This is a genomic window from Massilia sp. 05N420 (assembly GCF_056397205.1).
The window spans coordinates 118,128-136,797 of sequence record NZ_JBFTMX010000007.1 but is presented as its reverse complement, the minus strand read 5'-3'; the positions used below and the strand labels follow the sequence as shown (position 1 = coordinate 136,797).

General features: G+C 67.8%; 19 protein-coding genes. 11 read left to right on the top strand and 8 right to left on the bottom strand.

The annotated features are described in order from the left end of the window. Positions 1–89: 89 nt before the first annotated feature. Entirely contained in the window at positions 90–1,028 is a 939-nt protein-coding gene (locus AC1DIX_RS06350) for a LysR substrate-binding domain-containing protein (RefSeq protein WP_477322889.1), read from the bottom strand. A gap of 22 nt (positions 1,029–1,050) precedes the next feature. Here AC1DIX_RS06350 and AC1DIX_RS06345 point away from each other — a divergent pair, with 22 nt between their 5' ends. Next, a complete protein-coding gene (locus AC1DIX_RS06345; RefSeq protein WP_477322885.1) occupies positions 1,051–1,731 on the top strand; it encodes a DUF4336 domain-containing protein in 681 nt (226 codons plus the stop codon). Here AC1DIX_RS06345 and AC1DIX_RS06340 read toward each other — a convergent pair. Next, on the bottom strand, positions 1,721–2,806 hold the full coding sequence (locus AC1DIX_RS06340; RefSeq protein ID WP_477322881.1) for an acyltransferase family protein: 1,086 nt from the start codon (positions 2,804–2,806) through the stop codon (positions 1,721–1,723). The genes AC1DIX_RS06345 and AC1DIX_RS06340 overlap by 11 nt on opposite strands. Before the next feature lie 114 nt (positions 2,807–2,920). On the opposite strand from AC1DIX_RS06340, the gene AC1DIX_RS06335 reads away from it, so the two are divergent. Continuing rightward, positions 2,921–4,744 carry a DUF885 domain-containing protein gene (locus AC1DIX_RS06335; RefSeq protein WP_477322878.1) on the top strand — a complete coding sequence of 608 codons (1,824 nt, stop codon included), beginning with the start codon at positions 2,921–2,923 and terminating at the stop codon, positions 4,742–4,744. On the opposite strand, the gene AC1DIX_RS06330 is transcribed toward AC1DIX_RS06335, so the two are convergent. From AC1DIX_RS06330 to AC1DIX_RS06320, 3 genes are read right to left on the bottom strand one after another with little or no spacing between them, the layout of a single operon-like run. Beyond that, entirely contained in the window at positions 4,745–5,413 is a 669-nt protein-coding gene (locus AC1DIX_RS06330) for a TMEM175 family protein (RefSeq protein ID WP_477322876.1), read from the bottom strand. A gap of 19 nt (positions 5,414–5,432) precedes the next feature. Then, complete coding sequence (locus AC1DIX_RS06325) at positions 5,433–6,584, bottom strand: acyltransferase family protein (protein WP_477322872.1); 1,152 nt, start codon at positions 6,582–6,584, stop codon at positions 5,433–5,435. Then, positions 6,581–7,471 carry a LysR family transcriptional regulator gene (locus tag AC1DIX_RS06320; protein WP_477322937.1) on the bottom strand — a complete coding sequence of 297 codons (891 nt, stop codon included), beginning with the start codon at positions 7,469–7,471 and terminating at the stop codon, positions 6,581–6,583. Before AC1DIX_RS06320 ends, AC1DIX_RS06325 begins: the two co-directional genes overlap by 4 nt. A gap of 158 nt (positions 7,472–7,629) precedes the next feature. Between AC1DIX_RS06320 and AC1DIX_RS06315 the strand changes: the two genes are divergently transcribed. The 6 genes from AC1DIX_RS06315 to AC1DIX_RS06290 all read left to right on the top strand — a co-directional run bounded on the left by AC1DIX_RS06315 (position 7,630) and on the right by AC1DIX_RS06290 (position 11,498). Then, the gene (locus tag AC1DIX_RS06315; protein WP_477322868.1) at positions 7,630–8,706 is read left to right on the top strand and encodes an NADH:flavin oxidoreductase; all 1,077 of its coding nucleotides are present in this window, start codon (positions 7,630–7,632) and stop codon (positions 8,704–8,706) included. A gap of 54 nt (positions 8,707–8,760) precedes the next feature. Then, complete coding sequence (locus AC1DIX_RS06310; protein WP_441933563.1) at positions 8,761–9,102, top strand: DUF6152 family protein; 342 nt, start codon at positions 8,761–8,763, stop codon at positions 9,100–9,102. Then, positions 9,102–9,611, top strand: coding sequence for a DUF6644 family protein (locus tag AC1DIX_RS06305; RefSeq protein ID WP_477322864.1), 510 nt, complete (start codon positions 9,102–9,104; stop codon positions 9,609–9,611). The genes AC1DIX_RS06310 and AC1DIX_RS06305 overlap by 1 nt, the downstream gene beginning before the upstream one ends. 103 nt (positions 9,612–9,714) lie before the next feature. Next, positions 9,715–10,134, top strand: a complete 420-nt coding sequence (locus AC1DIX_RS06300) for a DoxX family protein (protein ID WP_477322860.1) — start codon at positions 9,715–9,717, stop codon at positions 10,132–10,134. Positions 10,135–10,184: 50 nt separating this feature from the next. Next, positions 10,185–10,568 (top strand): OsmC family protein, encoded by a 384-nt coding sequence (locus tag AC1DIX_RS06295; RefSeq protein ID WP_441933559.1) that lies wholly within the window; start codon positions 10,185–10,187, stop codon positions 10,566–10,568. Then, a complete protein-coding gene (locus tag AC1DIX_RS06290; RefSeq protein WP_477322855.1) occupies positions 10,569–11,498 on the top strand; it encodes a pirin family protein in 930 nt (309 codons plus the stop codon). A gap of 36 nt (positions 11,499–11,534) precedes the next feature. On the opposite strand, the gene AC1DIX_RS06285 is transcribed toward AC1DIX_RS06290, so the two are convergent. Together AC1DIX_RS06285 and AC1DIX_RS06280 are read right to left on the bottom strand one after the other, a co-directional pair. Next, on the bottom strand, positions 11,535–12,089 hold the full coding sequence (locus AC1DIX_RS06285; RefSeq protein ID WP_477322850.1) for a TetR/AcrR family transcriptional regulator: 555 nt from the start codon (positions 12,087–12,089) through the stop codon (positions 11,535–11,537). 77 nt (positions 12,090–12,166) lie between these two features. Continuing rightward, a complete protein-coding gene (locus AC1DIX_RS06280; RefSeq protein WP_477322848.1) occupies positions 12,167–14,044 on the bottom strand; it encodes a putative bifunctional diguanylate cyclase/phosphodiesterase in 1,878 nt (625 codons plus the stop codon). 162 nt (positions 14,045–14,206) lie between these two features. Here AC1DIX_RS06280 and AC1DIX_RS06275 point away from each other — a divergent pair, with 162 nt between their 5' ends. Then, complete coding sequence (locus tag AC1DIX_RS06275; protein WP_477322846.1) at positions 14,207–14,944, top strand: SDR family oxidoreductase; 738 nt, start codon at positions 14,207–14,209, stop codon at positions 14,942–14,944. Here the strand turns inward: AC1DIX_RS06275 and AC1DIX_RS06270 are convergent. After that, a complete protein-coding gene (locus tag AC1DIX_RS06270; RefSeq protein WP_477322844.1) occupies positions 14,941–15,651 on the bottom strand; it encodes a glutathione S-transferase N-terminal domain-containing protein in 711 nt (236 codons plus the stop codon). The two genes, AC1DIX_RS06275 and AC1DIX_RS06270, sit on opposite strands and share 4 nt — an antisense overlap. Before the next feature lie 78 nt (positions 15,652–15,729). On the opposite strand from AC1DIX_RS06270, the gene tssF reads away from it, so the two are divergent. Together tssF and tssG are read left to right on the top strand one after the other, a co-directional pair. Continuing rightward, entirely contained in the window at positions 15,730–17,571 is a 1,842-nt protein-coding gene (tssF, locus tag AC1DIX_RS06265) for a type VI secretion system baseplate subunit TssF (protein ID WP_477322842.1), read from the top strand. Continuing rightward, positions 17,535–18,647: a type VI secretion system baseplate subunit TssG gene (gene tssG, locus AC1DIX_RS06260; RefSeq protein ID WP_477322840.1), complete on the top strand. Its 1,113-nt coding sequence runs from the start codon at positions 17,535–17,537 to the stop codon at positions 18,645–18,647. The genes tssF and tssG overlap by 37 nt, the downstream gene beginning before the upstream one ends. The last annotated feature ends 23 nt before the right edge of the window (positions 18,648–18,670 follow it).

Below are 18,670 nucleotides of genomic sequence, written 5' to 3'. Positions count from 1 at the left end.
GGCTCGAATATTTCACTCGTGGCAACGAAGTGTAGAGTCCGATTATGACAGGACCGTGACCTGCGCGGCGCGCGCCCTGCCGAGCGGTATCAGCCGGGCAGTGGACGTTCCACTGGACAGTTCATGGCCAGCATGCGCTGCACCGGCGATGCGTCGCGCAGGCGCTCGCGCCACCATTTCAGGGCCGCGCCTTCCTCGCCGGTGCGCCAGGCCATGAACAGGGTCTCGTCCGGCCGCGGCTCCTCGACCTCCTTCTCGACCAGGCGGCCGGCCTCGATCGCCGGCCTGGCCCAGGCTTCGGGCAGGAAGCCGAAGCCGAGGCCGGCCAGCTGGAAGTCGTATTTGGTTTGCATGTCCGGCACGGTCAGGGTGTCCTGGCCGAACAGCAGGCCCACGGTGCGTGCCTGCAGCAGGCGTACCGAGTCCGCCACCGATACCGCGCGGTGCTCGCTCAGCTCGGCCTTGCCCAGGCGGTGGCGCACGGCGGCCAGCGGATGCGAGGGCGCCACCGCGAACACGAAGGAGAGCCTGCCGATCGGCTCGGCCGTGTAGCCGCCACCGGACGGCCCTTCGCCGGCGGCGCCGGCCAGGAAGTCGACGCGGCGGTCGAGCAGGCTTTCCCAGGTGCCGGACAGGGCTTCCTTGACGATGCGCAGCCGGGTCTGGTCCGCCACTTCATAGAAGGCGCGGATATCCTCGTTCAGGCCGAGCGGCGACAGCGCCGAGTCGATGCCGATCGTGAATTCGGTCTCCCAGCCGGAGGCGACGCGGCGCACCCGGCTCTCCAGGTCGCCGGCCGCCTTCAGCAGGTAGCGGCCTTCCTTCAGCAGTTCCTCGCCGGCGGGCGTGAGCACGACGCGCGGGCCGAAGCGCTCGAACAGCTGCACGCCGAGGTCTTCCTCGAGCTTGGATACCGTATAGGAGATCGTCGAAGGTACGCGGAACAATTCCTTGGCGGCGGCGGAAAAGCTGCCGCGGCGGGCGATGGTGTCCACGGTGAGGAGGGCGTCGAGGCTGATTCTTAGCATGTAACTATTTTACAATAGGGCCATGCTCAAACAAATCGCCCCGGATCTCTGGCATATGGAACGCGGCTTCCGCGCCGCCGGCCTGCCGGTCTCGTCCCGCATGACGGTGGTCCGCTTCAGGGACGGCCGCCTGTGGCTCCATTCGCCGGTCCGCTTCGACGAGGCCGTGGCCGGGCAGTTGCGCAGTCTCGGCACGGTCGCCTTCATCGTCGCCCCGAACCGCGCGCATCACCTGTTCGCCAGGCACGCCCAAAGGATGTTCCCGCAGGCGGCCCTGTACGGCGCGCCCGGCCTGGCCGCCAAGCGCCCCGACCTGGCGGGCATGATCGAGCTGAAAGACACGGTCGAGCCGGAGTGGCAGCAGGATCTCGACCAGGTCTGCATCCGCGGCATGCCTTTCGTGAACGAGGTGGTGTGGTTCCACAAGGCCTCGGCCACGCTGATCATGACCGACGTCCTGCAGTGCTGGTGCGGCGAACTGGATTGGCGGACGGCGCTGTATGCGCGCCTGACCGGGGTGCGCGGCCACCTCGACGTGCCGCGCACGGTGCGCCTGGTCACGCGCGACCGCATGCTGGCCGCCGGCAGCGCCCGCGTGATCCTGCAGTGGCCCTTCACCCGCGTCATCACGGCGCACAACAGCGTCGTCGAGCAGGATGCCCACGCCGCCGTGGCGCGCGCTTTCCGCCGGTTCAAGGCCTGAGGCGTATGACGCCGGTAGATTGCTGGCTGAACCGCATGCCCAGGCGGCGGAAGAAGCCGACGCGGCGCTCGGTCAACTGTCCGAGTATGAAAAGGCAGGCGGCCAGTTCCGCATAAAAAAGTACCGGGGGCATGCCTGGAGATAAACGGTCGCCAAGTGGTTCGTGGAAGACGTAGATCGAGAACGAGAATCCGGCGAGGTAGCGGATCGGTTTCTCCATCTTTTTCATCCATCCGAATGCCGGGGCAATTGCGGCGGCGGCTGCAAGATGGACGGTGACAAGCAGGCCAAGCAGGATGTCATAAACGAATTTGGTGGAGTAATGCAAGCGCCACGCTGGCGGGCATACGGCGTAAAGCCAGGCGCGAAGCAAATCGGCAATATTGAACCAGAATAGCAGTGCGGCCACGCACAGGCTCGCGACATACCATGTCCATGCCCGCCGCTGACTCAGCGCCGGCATGCGGCGGTAAAGCCGGACGCCCATCAGCCATATCGGAAACAGGAGCAGGATTTTCGGACCCGCGATCAACATGGCCGCAGCCACCAGCCAGTTGCGATAGCGCTTCGGAGAATAAAGCCAGGCTGCAAAAATCACGTAATACCAGACTTCGTAATTCAGCGACCAGAATGGAGGATTCAGTGGCGCTTCCGTCCACCACAGGCCGGACTGCCCGAGGAAGACCATGTTCCTTAGCGTGGGCCAGAACGCGGGCTCTCCCTTTTCAAGCGACAGCGCGAGCCCAAGCGCCAGCGCTGCCCAGGCGACTGGTACGATACGGGCGATACGGTGTTGCAGATAGATGGAAAACGTGATGCCGGGACGCGAAGCGGCGTAGGCGATAACGTAGCCGGAGAGCACAAAAAAGACGACAACGGCTTCGTGACCAGGAAACCTGATGGAACTATCAGGATAAAACCGGGGCCAGGTGTGGAACAGGACCACGTTGACGGCCGCAATCAACCTGACCATATCGAGATAGACAGAAAATGCATGCGGAATTTTTTCAGGCGAAGCTACCGTTGAGGATCCTGGCGCTGACGACTTGCGGCGGCGAAACCAATGCTTGAACATGCTTCCCTCTCTCTCGGTTGAAGAGCTTCCGGAATCCTCTATTTGCGTGTAAATACATTGAACAAAATCGACAGTTTTGTCAAATAATTATTATTTTTTATTCAAGTAAAAGCCATGTATCCATCTTCCCGATCCCTGCGCGCTGCCAGCCTGGCCGCCGCCATCCTCGCCGCCGGCGTTCCCGCCACCTTCGTCCATGCCGCGGCCGCGCCGGTCTCCGCGGGCGAGCAGGCGGCCGCGCGCAAGGTCGACAGCATCGCCGCGAAGTTCTACGACACCCGCGCGCGCTTCGATCCGATGCTGTATGCCACCGCCAACGGCGACAGCCGCTACGACGACCAGCTCGGCATGGCGATCGATCCGAAGGTGATCAAGCGCTACCAGGCCGCAAACCACGGCTACCTGACGCAGTTGAAGGCCATCGACCGCACGCGCCTGTCGGACAAGGCCAGGCTGAACTACGACATCCTGGCCGCCGAGATCCAGGCCCAGCTCGACCTCGAACGCTTCCCGGAACACCTGCTGCCGCTGAACCACTTCGACAACCTGCCCAGCAACCTGGCCAATTACGCGAGCGGTACCGGTTCGCAGCCTCTGGAGACGCCGGCGCAATACCGCGCCTACCTGCGCCGCCTCGAGCAGCTGCCGGCCTGGATCGACCAGGCGATCGTCAACATGAAGGAGGGCATCCGTACCGGTGTGGTGCAGCCGAAGATCGTCACGACCCGCATGCTGCCGCAGTTCCAGCAGCTGCGCAGCAAGACGCCAGAGACCAGCGTGTTCTACTCGCCGGCCACGCGCTTCCCGGGCGCTTTTGCGGACAAGGACAAGCGCGAGCTGGGCGCCGGCTACCGCCAGGCCGCCGTCAGGATCGGCCAGGCGCTCGAGCGCCTGTGCGCCTTCCTCGAGAAGGACTACCTGCCGGCTGGCCGCAGCACGGCCGGCTATGGCGCGCTGCCGGACGGCGCCGCCTGGTACCAGGCCCGCATCAGGAACAACACCAACCTCGACCTGCCGCCGGCCCGGATCCATGAGCTGGGCCTGAAAGAAGTCGCGCGCATCCAGGGCGAGATGGCGAAGGTCGCGCCGAAGCTCGGCTACCAGGGCCCGCTGAAGGACTTCCCGCAATGGGTGGCGGCGCAGGCGAAATTCAAACCCTTTACCAGCGAGCAGCAGGTGCTGGAGCGCTACCGCCAGATCTACGGCCAGGTCGAGGCCAGGCTGCCGCAGTACTTCACCCTGCTGCCGAAGGCCAGGCTCGACATCCAGCTCGAACCCGAGCTGACCCGCGCCACCGCCTCCGACCATTACACGCCGGTGGCGGCGGACGGCTCGCATCCGGGCGTGTTCTGGGCGGTGGTGAACGATCCGAAGGACTACGACACGGTGGGCATGGCCACCTTGCTGCTGCACGAAGGCGTGCCTGGCCACCACTTCCACGCCGCGCTGCTGAAGGAATTGCCGCTGCCGGACTTCCGCAAGTTCTTCACCGAGCATCCGAGCGCGGCCGCCTATGCCGAGGGCTGGGCGCTGTATTGCGAGACTTTAGGCCGCGAGTTCGGCTTCTACGACGATCCCGCCTATTACTACGGCCACCTGAACGACGAGCTGCTGCGCGCGGTGCGCCTGGTGGTCGACACCGGCATGCACGCCCAGGGCTGGTCGCGCGAAAAGGCGATCGCCTATGCGATGGAAAACCTCGGCTACAACGAGGCCCAGGCCGCCAACCAGATCGAGCGCTACATGGTCTGGCCGGGCCAGGCCCTGGCCTACAAGATTGGCGCACTGAAGATCCTGGAGCTGCGCGCGCGGGCGCAGCAGGCGCTGGGGCCGAAGTTCAGCTATGCGAAGTTCCACGAGGTCGTGCTGGGCGACGGCACCCTGCCGCTGCCCATCCTCGAAGCCCAGGTGCAGCGCTGGATCGACAGCGCCAGGTGATCAGGACGCCGCGTCCGCCGGCGCGGCCTGTTCGGCTTGTGGAGCGACCCGGCGCGCCACCGCATTGCCCAGCGGGCGCAGCGTAAAGCCCAGCACGAAGGCGCAGTTGGCCGAGCCCGGGAACAGGCCGGCCAGCGCCACCGCCAGCAGGGCGATCACGCCGAGGGCGGCCAGCCGGGTGCAGATGGCCACATAGGTGGCTTCATCCATCGGGTGGGCGCACAGCTGCGGATTGCGGTGGATGTGGCGCGCCACCAGCAGCGAGCCGCAGGCGATCAGGATCATCACACCGGAGTAGACGCCCTGCGCCAGCTGCGAGAAGAAATGGCCGTTGACGGCCGACGCGAAGGGCAGCAGGCTGGCGCCGCCCAGCATCAGGATGGTGCGCCACACCAGGCCGCCGTCGACATGCCGTACATGGCTGTAGACGCGGTGGTTGGCGACCCAGAAGATCCCCAGCACGATGAAGCTGACCAGCCAGGAATACAGGTTCGGCAGCAGCTCGACCAGGGCCTCGCGCAACTGGGCGTCGCTCGTCGCCCGCAGGTGCTCGGGCAGGCGCAGGTCGATCACGAGCAGGGTCATGGCGACGGCGAAGATACCGTCGACCAGGGCTTCGATGCGGTGCTTGCTGAGCTGGAGGGTGGCGCCCGGCGTGGCGTGGTCCATGTGCTGTCCCCGAGGATTGTTATTGTTGAACCGCCAATTCTCGCTTGGCCGCCTCGTCGACGCAAGCCCCCTTGCGGACGAAGCGGCCGGTGAACTTTTCCAGCACCAGGGCCAGGCCGAAGCAGAGCAGCAGCACCGGCAGGTAGAGGCTGAAGGTCCAGGCCTGCTCCTTGCCCAGCATCGCACGGTACAGCCCGACCGCGGCCAGCACGACGAACATGTGGGACAGGTAGAGCTCGTAGCTCAAGCTGCCCATGCGCGCCAGCCAGCCCAGGCCAAGGCGCGGGGCCGGCGGATGCGCGTGGAAGGCCAGCAGCAGCGCCGCCGCGCCCAGCACCAGTCCGACCATACCGGACTTGAACAGGTGACGGTGCACCAGCTCGCCCCAGCCCAGGACCATCAGGATGCAGAAGCCGCCGAACAGGGCCAGCGCGCGGGCCTCGCGTGGCGTCGGCCGCCAGCGCCGGGCCAGCAGGGCCGCCAGCACGCCCCAGGCGATCGCCGCCATCCCGGGCAGGTAGGCCTTTTCCCGCCAGACTTCGTCCGCGGCCGGCACCAGCGAGCGCAACGGGTTCAAGAGCAGCGCCCAAGCCAGCAGCAATCCGACCAGCAGGCGCCGCGGCAGCCACAGGCACAGCAGCGGAAAGCCGAGATAGAACACTTCCTCGATCGACAGCGACCACAACACGTCCCAGCCGGCCGGCGCCCAACCGGTGCGGCCTTCGTACCAGTTGAAGGTGAAGCTCAGGCTCGATCCGAGCAGGCCGCCCACGCTCTGCCTGCCTTCGTCGGGGGCGAAGCCGGTCACGCCGGCCAGGGCCAGCGCCGCCAGCACGGCCAGGGTCAGGAACAGCAGCGGCAGGATGCGCCGCGCGCGGGCGCGGTAGAAGCGCCGCAGGTCGACCCGGCCGAGGCTCCCGTCGCGCTCGAGGATGCGGCCCGCAATCAGGAAGCCGGAGATGACGAAGAAGATGAACACCGCTTCGTAGCCGTTGAAGCTGACGGCGTTCAGCAGGCGCTTGGGCAGGTAGTCCTTCAGCAGGCTCGGGCCCAGCGGCAGGCGGAAGGGCAGGGCCAGGTGGTGCACGATCACGAGCAGGATGGCGAGGCCGCGCAGGCAGTCGATGCCGAAGTTGCGGGCCTGGAGGCCAGGAGTGGATTGCGGTGTCATACGGTCCTTGGGATGGCTGCGAGCTCCTGTTCCAGGGCGTCGAGGAAGACCTTGACCCGGGTAGGCAGGTAGCGCCGGGTCGGCATCACGGCCCACACCGACAGGTCTTCCATCCTAGCATCTTCCAGCGTCACGCTGAGCAGTTCGCCCTCGCTGAGTTGCCGGTGCACGTCCCAGTAGGCGAGCATTGCCAGGCCCAGCCCCTGCATGGCGGCGGTCCGCGCGGCATCCACATTGCTGGTCGTGACGCGCGCATTCACCCGCCTGCGCTGCAGCCCGCCGTCGACGATCAGCGGCCAGCGCGGAATGGCATGCAGGACGATGCATTGATGCGCGTCCAGGTCGGCAAGCCGGACGGGCATGCCGTGGCGCTGCAGGTAACGCGGCGAGGCGCAGATCACGCGCGGGTTGCCGACGATGCGCCTGGCCACGAGTTCCGAGTCCTCCAGCGTCGCCACGCGCAGCGCGAGGTCGAGGCCCTGGCCGACGATGTCGACGACGCGGTCGGACAGGTCGAGGTCGACGCGCAGTTCGGGATGCCTCTCCAGCAGCGCCGCCAGCACGGGCAGCACGATCGTCTGGCCGAAGACGCTCGGGGCGGTCAGCCTGAGCACGCCCGAAACGGCGGCCGACGAGGGGCGCAGTTCGCAGCGGGCGCTCTCTTCGGCATCCGCCATCGTGTTTGCAAACGGCAAAAAGGCCTCGCCCTCGGCGGTCAGTGAAATGGCGCGGGTCGTGCGGTGCAGCAGCCTGACGCCCAGCTCGTCTTCGAGCACGGCAAGGCGGCGCGACACCTGCATCGGGCCGATGCCGAGTTGCCGTCCCGCAGCGGACAAGCTGCCGGCGCTCACGGCGGCGAGAAAAACTCGAATATCCGGTATCTGCATCTTAACCTTTTTCGATAAGGCGCCTTCACGCGCGCCAGGCTGTTCGAATCGCATTCCCGTTCATATCATGCGACTGTGATGCCGCAGCCGTGGCATGCCTTCTTCGAAAGCGAACAGACATGAACAATCATCAGACCGAGATTCTATCGAATTACGTTATGAAAGGCCGGACTTTGAGGAACAGGCTGGCCGTGGCGCCGATGACCAGGGTGACGGCGACCGGGGCCGGCGTCCCGACCCCGGCGATGCGCGACTACTACGCCAGGTTTGCCAGGGGCGGCTTCGGCCTGGTGATCACCGAAGGGTTGTACACCGACAAGGCATTCGCGCAGGGCTACCGGAACCAGCCCGGCATTGCCGACGACGTCCAGGCCCAGGCCTGGGCATCGATCACGAGCGAAATCCAGCGGCATGGTGCGCTGGTGTTCGCGCAGCTGATGCATGCGGGCGCCCTCAGCCAGGGCAATCCCTTCCGCAGCCATACCGTCGCGCCGTCCGCGGTGCAGCCCGCCGGAGAGCAGATGGCCTTCTACTATGGCGAGGGGCGCTACCCGGTGCCGGCCGAAATCGGCGAACAGGAGATCGCCGAGGCCATCGATGGCTTCGTCCAGTCGGCGATCCGCGCGGTGCGCGTGTCCGGCTTCGACGGCATCGAGATCCATGGCGCGAACGGCTACCTGCTGGACCAGTTCCTGACGGCCCACACCAACTTGCGTACGGACCGCTGGGGCGGCAGCGTGGAGGGCAGGGTGCGCCTGCTGGAAGAGATCGTGAAAGCGGTGAAGGACGCGGTCGGCGGCGAGGTTCCCGTGGGCATCCGACTCTCGCAGGGCAAGGTCAACGACTTCACGGCCAAGTGGCCGGGCCGCGACGCCGATGCGGAGGTCATCTTCGGCACGCTGGCCCGTGCCGGCGCCGATTTCATCCATGTGACCGAATTCGAGGCCTGGCAGCCGGCGTTCGAAGGCGGCGGCGAGAGCCTGGTCGCCCTGGCGCGCCGCTTCGCACCGGGCGTGACCATCATCGCCAACGGTTCCCTGCACGGCATCGAGCGCGCGGAACAGGTGCTGGGGCTGGGCGCGGACGTCGTTGCACTGGGCCGGGGCGCACTGGCGAACCCGGACATGCCCCGCGTCTTCGAGCAAGGGCATGCGCCGCGGTCCTTCGACGGCGCCATCCTGGGGCCGATCGCCGACATCAAGGACTCCGAGCTCGCTTTCGGCGCCGGCGCTTGACGGAATTGAGCGGGACAGGCGTAGAATCGACTCCTTCCCGAAGGAGTCCGCCACATGAAACGCTGGTTCCTGCTCGCCGCCTTCGCCGCGGCCGCCACCGCTTCGGCCCACCACGGCTGGAGCGAGTACGACACCGACAAACCGCTGCAGCTCAACGGCATCATCCAGGAAGCCGGCTATGTGCAGCCGCACGGCTGGATCCGTCTCAAGAGCGCCGGCAAGACCTGGCTGGTGGTGCTGGCGCCGCCGGGCCGCATGGAAAGCCACGGATTGCCCAAGGACAGGCTGGCCGCCGGCGCCAGCGCCAGCGTCTACGGGTATCCGCACCGCACCAGGCTTGATGAGATGCGCGCCGAGCGCATCACCATCGGCGGCAAGACCACCGAGCTGCGCTGATGCCGCCCGGCGCCGGGCTCGACATTCCGGCCGGTGCGGCGGCCTGGACCGTCTGGCTGGCCGCCACGCCGCCGGCGGCGGCGATGCGCGCCAGCGCCTGGCTGTATCCCGGCATCGAAATCCTTCACATCATCGGCTTTACCGTGCTGGTCGGCGCGCTGGCGATGTTCGATCTGCGCGTGCTCGGCCTCGGCCGCGAGCTGCCGCTGCGCGCGCTGGCGCGCTACCTGCTGCCGTGGTCGGCGGGCGGCATGCTGGTGGTGCTGCCGAGCGGCCTGCTGCTGTTCGCCGCCGAGGCGCCGGACCTGGCCGCCAACCGGGTGTTCCTGCTGAAGCTGGTGCTGATCGTCGTGGCCGGCCTGAACGCGCTGGCCTTTCACCTCGGTCCCTGGCGCGTGGGCGACGGCTGGCCCGGCGGGGCGCCGCTGCGCGCCCGCCTGCACGCGGCGCTGTCGCTGCTGCTGTGGCTGGCAGTGATCGCCTGCGGCCGGCTGCTGGCCTATGTGTAGCATCGAAAATATCGATGATAGACGGGGAAATAACTCGTTTTTCTTCCGCCGGCCGGGTGTCCATAATGGCTTCCATCGACAACCCGCACAGAAGGAGAACATCATGGAAACCAGCAAACTCTACCCCGTCGGCCGCGCCCTCGTCGGCTCCCTGTTCATCGTGTCAGGCATCGGCAAGATCCTCGGCTTTGCGGGCGTGGCCGGCTGGATGGCCAGCATGGGCCTGCCATTCGCCAGCCTGTTGCTGGCCGCCACCGTCGCCCTCGAAGTCGGCGGCGGCCTGGCCCTGGTGACGGGCTTCCAGGCGCGCTGGGCCAGCCTCGGACTGGCCCTGTTCCTGGTGCCGGTCACCTTGATCTTCCACGCTTTCTGGGGCGCCGGCGCGGCCGAGTTCCAGAACCAGCTGAACCACTTCCTGAAGAACGTGGCGATCCTGGGCGCGATGCTGGTGATCTTCGATATCGAACGCCAGCGCGTCCAGGCGAAGGCCGGCGTCGGCATCCTGCGCACCCGCGCGGCCTGATCAGGTCCGCGCATCGCGTACAATCGATCGAAAACACGAAGGGGATCATCATGGAAGTGACGACGCACCGCGGCCAGGGACCGCTGCAGCAGGTCATCGAGATCGGGCCGCACCGGCTCCTGACGGACCTGCCGCCGGCACTCGGCGGCGAAGACAGCGGCCCGGAACCGCACGACCTGCTGGCCGCGGCGCTGGCGGCCTGCACCACCCTGACCGTCAGCCTGTACGCCAAGCGCAAAGGCTACGCACTGGACGAGGTGCGGGTCAGCATCAGGCACGGCCAGGAAGGCGAGGCCTACACCCTGCACCGCAGCATCCATTACGTCGGCGCCTTGAGCGAGGAAGAAAAGCAGCGCCTGACGGACATCGCCAACAAGTGCCCGGTCCACAAGACCCTGTCCGGGCAGATCCAGATCACCACGGAGGCAATCTAAATGGAACTCGACCAACATGACGCTGACAGCATGCTGGAAACCATCGTGGTGCCGCGCACCCACGACCTGGGCGGCGGTTTCGAAGTCAGGCGCGCGCTGCCGCACCGCGACCGCCGCATGGTCGGCCCCTTCGTCTTCCTCGACCAGATGGGCCCCCACGTGTTCGACGCCGGCACCGGCATCGACGTCCGTCCGCACCCGCACATCGGCCTGTCCACCGTGACCTATCTGCTGGAAGGCGAGATCTCGCACCGCGACAGCCTCGGCACGGTGCAGGACATCCGGCCCGGCGCGGTGAACTGGATGACGGCCGGGAAGGGCATCGTCCACTCGGAACGCACCGGCCCGCTGGTGCGCGCCCAGGGCTCGACCCTGCATGGCCTGCAATGCTGGGTCGCGCTGCCGAAGGCGAAGGAAGAGAACGATCCGAGCTTTTCGCACATCGGCGCCGGCGAACTGCCGGTCATCGACGGCGACGGCGCCAGTGCCCGCATCATCGCCGGCGAATACTTCGGCAAACGCGCTCCGGTGCCGGTCGAATCGCCGCTGTTCTACGTCGACCTGGCCCTGCAGCCCGGCGCCCGCATCGGCATGCCGGCCGAATATGCGGAACAGGCGCTGTACGTGGTGGAAGGGACGCTCGACCTCGGCCGCGACGGCAGCTTCGGTCCCGGCCAGCTGCTGGTGCTGAAGCCCGGCGCGGCGGTGACCCTCGCCGCCGGCAATGGCGCCGGTGCGCGCGTGATGCTGCTGGGCGGCGAGCCGATGGATGGTCCGCGTTACCTGACCTGGAACTTCGTCTCCAGCTCGGCCGACCGCATCGAGCAGGCCAAGGAAGACTGGCGCGAGATGCGCTTCCCGAAGGTGCCGGGCGAGACCGAGTTCATTCCGCTGCCGGATCTGCCCGGGCGGCCGGTGCGCTATCCGTGATCAGTCGCCGTCGTGCCCGCGCAGGCGGGGATGACCTTACGACAGCGGCGGCTTGAGCGCGGCCTGCACGGCACCAAGAATGCGTTCCGACAGCGCCGGATCCGCCACCGCGCGCGACAGCGTCAGCGCGCCAACCAGTGCGGCCAGCGCCACCAGGCCCTGGTCGTCGACGGCGGGGCCGAGCTTGCAGTCCTCCAGCCGCTTCGCCATGTTCAGGGCCAGGCCGTCGGTGGTGGCGCTGGGCTGGCCGCGCAGGCCGAGTTCGGCGCACAGGCTGGGCAGGGGGCAGCCRGCGCCCGGATCGTCGCGGTGGCGCGGCGACAGGTAGCTGGCCAGGAAGGCGCGCAACCCCTCCGGCGACGGCGGATCCTGCCACGTTTCCCTGGCCTGCTCGACCGCCGCTTCGAGCGAGGCCTCGACCAGCGCTTCCTTCGACGCGAAGTGGGCATAGAAGCCGCCATGGGTCATGCCCAGCGCCTTCATCAGGGGCACCAGGCCGGTGCCGTCGATACCGTCGCGGCGGAAGCGGCGCGCGGCTTCGTCGAGGATGCGCCGGCGCGTCTCGGCCTTGTGGTTCTGCGAATACCGCATACGTGTGGTTTGGATTAGTTGCCGTACTGAAATTGTAAAACTTTTGACAGCATCAGGCAAACATTCGTCCATCAGCGTCAGTGGCGCCGCACGGCATGTTCCCGCAGATAGGCGGCGCAGTCCTCGGCGCTCAGCGGTTTGCTGTAATAAAAACCCTGGATCTGGTCGCAGCCGGCGGCGCGCAGGCCATCGAGCTGTTCCTGCAGCTCGACGCCCTCGGCGATCACTTCCAGGTGCAGGCTGTGGGCCATGGCGATGATGGCCTTCACCATCGCCATCGATTCCACGCTCTCGTGCATGTCCTGGACGAAGGAGCGGTCGATCTTCAGCTTGTCGACCGGCAGGCGCTTCAGGTAGCTGAGGCTCGAATAGCCGGTGCCGAAGTCGTCGATGCTGAGGCTCACGCCGAGTCCGCGCAGGCGCGCCATCAGCTCGGCGCTGCGTTCCGGGTTCTGCACCGAGGTGCTCTCGGTGAGTTCCAGTTCCAGGTCGCCCGGCTGCAGTTCGGCATCGCGCACCACGGTGTCGACACAGCCGACGATGTCGGTGCGGTGGAACTGGCGCGCCGACAGGTTGACCGCCACCGGCACCCCGGGCAGGCCGGCGGCGCGCCAGGCCCGGCACTGGTCGGCGGCGCTTTTCAGCACCCATTCGCCGATCTCGACGATCAGCCCTGCCTCTTCGGCCACCGGAATGAATTCGACGGGCGAGATCAGGCCGTGGGTCGGGTGGCGCCAGCGCAGCAGCACTTCCAGCCCGGCCACCGAGCCGTCCTTCAGCGCGATCTTCGGCTGGTACAGCAGGAACAGCTCCTGGTGGTCGAGGGCGGCGCGCAGCTGGCTTTCCAGCGTCAGCTTGCGGTTGAATGCCTGCTTGAGCTCTTCCGAGAAATGCTGGATCTGGCCGCCGCCCAGCAGCTTGGCGCGGCGCATGGCGAGGGCGGCGTTGCCGAGCAGGGCGTCGGCATGGTCGCCGTCGTGGGGGAAGATCGCGTAGCCGATGCTGCAGGTGAGGGGAATCGCGCCGCCGCCCGGGTTCTTGAACTCGCGGTGCACCGCCTGGGCCAGCTGGCGCAGGCGGTCGCGCGCCACGCTGTCGTCGCCGAGGCCGGGCAGCAGCACCACGAATTCGTCGTTGCCGACCCGCGCCAGCAGGTCGCCGGGCCGCAGCACGCCCTGCAGGCTCCAGGTGACCGACACCAGCGCCTGGTCGCCGGCATGGTGGCCGAGGGCTTCGTTCAGGCGCTTGAACTTGTCGAGGTTGATCGAGGCCACCAGGGTCTGCGTGCCCTGGCTGCGCCAGTCGTCGAGGCCCTGGGCGATGATGCGCGCCAGCGCCTGCCGGTTCGACAGCCCGGTCAGCTGGTCGTGATTGAGCAGGAATTCGACCTGGCCGGCGGCCGCGCTCAGCTCGGGGTCGGCGCCGTCCTGCGGCACGTGCGCGTACAGGGCCTGGGCCGCGCTGGCGAGCTGGCGGTGGTGGATCAGCTGCTCGACCATGCGCGCGAGATCGCGCAGCAGGTCGAGATCGCCGGCGTTCAGTCGGCGCGGTTTGGTGTCGAGCACGCACAGGGTGCCGATCGGCATGCGCTCGACCGAGTACAGCGGTACCCCGACGTAGAAGCGCACATGCGGCTCGCCGGTCACCAGCGGATTGTCGCGAAAGCGCGGGTCTTTGGTCGCGTCGTCCACCACCAGCGGCTCGTGTTCGAGGATGGTGTGGCCGCAGAAGGAGATGTCGCGTGCGGTCTCGGTGGCTTCGAAGCCGCAGCGGGATTTGAACCACTGGACATCCTTGTCGACCAGCGACACCAGCGCGGTCGGCGCATTCAGCAGGCGCGCCGCCATGCGTGTGATGCGGTCGAAGGCTTCTTCGGGCGCGCTGCCCAGTAGGCGGGTGGCGTGCAGGGCGGTCAGGCGGCGTGCTTCGTCGACGGGGATGTCTGGAATTTGCATTCGGCCTCGCTTGGTGAATCGGGTGCTGTCGAGGCCATTCTGCCATGCGAACCGAACTGGAGCAGAGGCAAGGGTGCGCCATCTACACGATTGACTTTATCTTACGGGCCTGCTTGCGATAACATCCATAACGGTGCCCCGCACGCGGAGATGGAGACTGAGATGAAAGCGATCGTTACCGGCCATACGAAAGGCCTAGGCGCGGCACTGGCGCGCAACCTGCTGGCGCGCGGCGTACCGGTGCTGGGCCTGGCCCGCACCCGCTCCGACGAGCTGGCGCAAAGCTGGCCCGAGCTGTTCGAGGAGGTCGAACTCGACCTCGCCGACGGCCCCGCGCTGGTCGACTGGCTCGACCGCAAGGACCTGAGCGATTACCTGGACGGCACCGGCGCCGTACTGCTCCTCAACAATGCGGGAATGGTGAGTCCGGTCGGCCCTCTCGAAGCCCAGGATCCGCGCGCGGTGCTGCGCGCGGTGACCCTGAACGTGGCCGCGCCGATGGCGCTGGCGGCGGCGGTGGTGCGCGCCAGCGACGGCGGCCAGAAGCGCATCATGCACATCTCCAGCGGCGCCGGGCGCCATGCCTATCCGGGCTGGAGCGTGTACTGCGCCACCAAGGCGGCCCTCGACCACCACGCGCGCGCGGTGCTGATGGACRCCGAGCAGGACGTCCAGATCTGCAGCCTGGCGCCGGGCGTGATCGACACCGGCATGCAGGCCGAGATCCGCGGCACCCCCGAAGAGCGCTTCCCGATGCGCCAGCGCTTCGTCGACCTCAAGGAGACCGGGACCCTGCTCGACCCCGACGAATGCGCCGAGCAGCTGGTCGACTACCTGCTCGGCAAAAGCTTCGGCGACGAGGTCGTGGCCGACCTGCGTACGCTCGCCGTCAAAGCCTAGGCCGCCGGCGCCGGCGGAATCTGCAGGCCGCGCGCCACCGCCGGCCGCGCCACGAAGGCGGCCAGCACCCGCGCGACGTTCCTGAACTCGTCGAAGCCGACCAGCTCGCGCGCGCCGTAGAAACCGATCAGGTTGTTCACCCACGGGAAGGTGGCGATGTCGGCGATCGTGTACTCGTCGCCCATGATCCAGCTGCGGCCCTCCAGGTGCCGGTCCAGCACGCCGAGCAGGCGCTTCGATTCGGCCGCGTAGCGGTCGCGCGGGCGCTTGTCCTCGTAGTCCTTGCCGGCGAACTTGTKGAAGAAGCCGACCTGGCCGAACATCGGGCCGATGCCGCCCATCTGGAACATCAGCCACTGGATGGTCTGGTAACGCAGCGCCGGATCGCTTGGGAGCAGCTTGCCGGTCTTTTCTGCCAGATAGAGCAGGATGGCGCCGGATTCCCACAGCGGCAGCGGCTGGCCGTCCGGACCGTCGGGATCGAGGATGGCGGGAATCTTGTTGTTCGGGTTCAGCGACAGGAATTCCGGCGACAGCTGGTCGTTCTTGTCGAAGGCGACGCGATGCACCTCATAGGGCAGGCCGATCTCCTCGAGCATGATCGCGGCTTTCACCCCGTTCGGCGTCGGCAGCGAATACAGCTGCAGGCGCTCGGGATGCCGGGCGGGCCATTTGCGGGTGATTGGGAACTTGCTCAGGTCGGTCATTGTCGTCTCCCTCGGGGTGATTGGTCGGTATTGATTGTACTCAAGATACTTCTGCGGCGTGGGTGGGACTATCCATGAATGGATGAGCTCCTGCGCTATTACGAAGAAGAGTTGGGCCTGTTCGGACAGTTCGCGCGCGAATTCCGCGCCCGCTATCCGAAACCGGCCAGCGAGCTGCACCTGGCCGGCGAGACCTACGAAGACCCCAGCGTCGCCCGGCTGATCCAGTCGGTGGCCCTGATGAGCGCGCGGATCCGCAAACGCCTCGACGACGACTATCCCAAGTTTACCGAATCGCTATTGGAAAGCCTGTATCCGCACTACCTGCGGCCCATGCCTTCGCATACCATCGTCCAGGTCGGCGGCCGCGGCGATGCCGAACGGCCCGATGCCCCGCTCCTGCTGCCGCGCGGGACCATGCTGCGCACCAGCGCCCGCGACGACAGCGTGTGCCAGTTCCGCACCGTCTACGACGTCCTGCTGGCGCCGCTACGGGTGGCGCAGCTGGGCTTTGCGCCGCTCGCCACAAGCCCGCGCTCGCTGCGCCTGCCGCGCGGCGCCGCCAGTGTGATCGGGATCGTCATCGACACCCCGGGACCGCGCCCGCTGGCGGATATCCTGCCGCCGCGCCTGCGCCTGTTCGTCGACGGCGAAGCGTCCACGCGCGCGGCCCTGATCGACGCGCTGTTCCTGAAGGCCAGCTGCGCCTTCGTCCAGGCCGGCGGCGAGGCTGCCTGGCTGCCCTTGCCGGCCGTGCCGCTGGCGCTGACCGGCTTCGACGAGGCCGACGCCATGATTCCCTTCCCGGCGCGCTCGCATCCTGCGCTGCGCCTGCTGAGCGAATACTTCTGCTATCCCGAGAAGTTCAGCTTCCTCGACCTCGACACCACGGCCCTGCGCACGCTGCTGCCGCCGCGCTGCACCGGGTTTACGCTGCACGTGGTGCTGAATGGCCTGGCCGCCGATTCGGACGCCGCGCGCCTGCTGGCCGGGATCGGGCCCGGCAACCTGCTGCCGGCCTGCACCCCGGTCATCAACCTGTTCCCGAAGGCCGGCGTGCCGCTGCAGCTGTCCTATACCAGCGCCGACTACCCGCTGCTGACCGACGGTTTCCATGCGGCCGACTACGAGATCCACAGCGTCGACGCGGTGCGCCTGGTGCGCGAAGGCGCCGGCCCCGGCAGCGTCACCCATTTCGCGCCCCTGTACGCGGCCAACGGCGCCGAGGACCAGGAGAGCCGGACCCATTACTGGATCACGCGGCGTGACCATGCGGTGGCCGCCGTCAGCCCCGGCCACGAGATGCGCATCGCCCTGATCGACGCCGACTTCCGCACCACCCAAACCGAGGGCGCCACGCTGTCGACGATGCTGACCTGCACCAACCGCGACCTGCCGGCCCAGCTGCGCTACGGCGATTCCCAGGGCGACCTGCGCACCGACGAGCTGTCCAGCGTGGCGCCGATCCGCATGCTGCGCAAACCCAGTCCCAGCTACCGCTTCGGCACCACCAAGGGCGCGCACTGGCGCCTGATCTCCCACCTGTCCCTCAACCACGCGAGCCTGACGATGGCCGGCCTGGACGACTTCCGCAAGATGCTGGCCCTGTACGACCTGCCGCGCTCGCCGTCCGCGCAGCGCCTGATCGCCGGCATCCAGGGCCTCGAGCACGGCGCCGTGCGCGCCTGGGTCCGTACCGCGCCGGTCTCGACCCTGATGCCGGGCATCGGCATCCGCATGACGGTGGACGAGGAAGCCTTCACCGGCAGCAGCCTGTTCATGTTCGCCAGGGTGCTCGACCATTATTTCGCCCTCAACGGGCAGCTCAACTGCTTCACCCGGCTGCAGGTGGTGTCGCGCCAGACCGGCCAGGAAATCCTTGCATGCGAACCCCGCCACAGCAGCCAGCCGCTGGGCTGATCGAACGCCTGCTGGCCGAGCCGCAGCGCTTCGAATTCTTCCAGGCGGTGCGGCTGCTGCTGCTGTGGCTGGGCGAGCAGGGCGTGCCGCCGCGGCGGGCGCTGGAACGCCACCTGCGCTTCCGCAACAGCCTGGCGCTCGGCTTCCCGGCCGGCCAGGTCGAGGCGATCGCGCCGGCGGGACTGGCGCCCGGCCTGCCGCCGCAATTCCACCTGACCCCGACCTTCATGGGCCTGCTGGGCGCCCACGGTGCGCTGCCGAGCCACGTCACCGAGCGCATCGCGGCCTGGGAATCGAGCCAGGCGGACGTCCAGCTGGCGGAAGCGCCGCGCGCCTTCCTCGACATCTTCACCACCCGCATGCTGGCCCTGTTCTACGGCGCCTGGCGCAAGTACCGGATCGAGCATGCCGTGTCCGGGCCCGAGGCCGGAGACGGCTTCCTGCCGCTGCTGCTGGCGCTGGCCGGCTTCGCACCCGGCGAGCCGCACCAACAGGTGGAGGACGCCACCCTGGCGCGCTATGCCGGCGTGCTCCGGCAGCGCCCGGCCTCCGGCGTGGTGCTGGCCAGGGTGCTGTCCCACCACTTCGGGGTGCCGCTCCGGCTGCAGGAGGGGATCGGCCACTGGGATGCGCTGGCCCCGGACGAGCAGAGCGTGCTGGGCGGCGAGGTGGGCAGCGCGGCGGGCAGGCCGGGCGCGGTGCTGGGCCAGGCCGCGGTGCTGGGCCGGCGCTGCTGGCGTCCCGACCTGCGCGTACGGGTGCGTATCGGCCCCTTGCGGCGCGCCGAGTTCGAGCGCTTCCTGCCGCACGCGCCGGGCGCCCTGGCCCTGCGCACCATGCTCGGCCTGTTCGCCGCGCCGACCCTCGGCTACGAAGTGGTGCTGGTGCTGGCGCGCAGCGAACCGCGTCCCGTGCAACTGGCCGGCGGGCCGGAGCAGCTGGGCCGGGACAGCTTCCTGATCACCAGGCCGCCGGCCCGGGACCGCGCCGACATGGTCTACGGCATGCGGCCGATGGCGCCGCTGCCGGATACGCCCGCGGCATTCCCTTTCGAGGACATGGCGGACGGGGCTTGACCTTCCCATCGTGGGAAGGATTA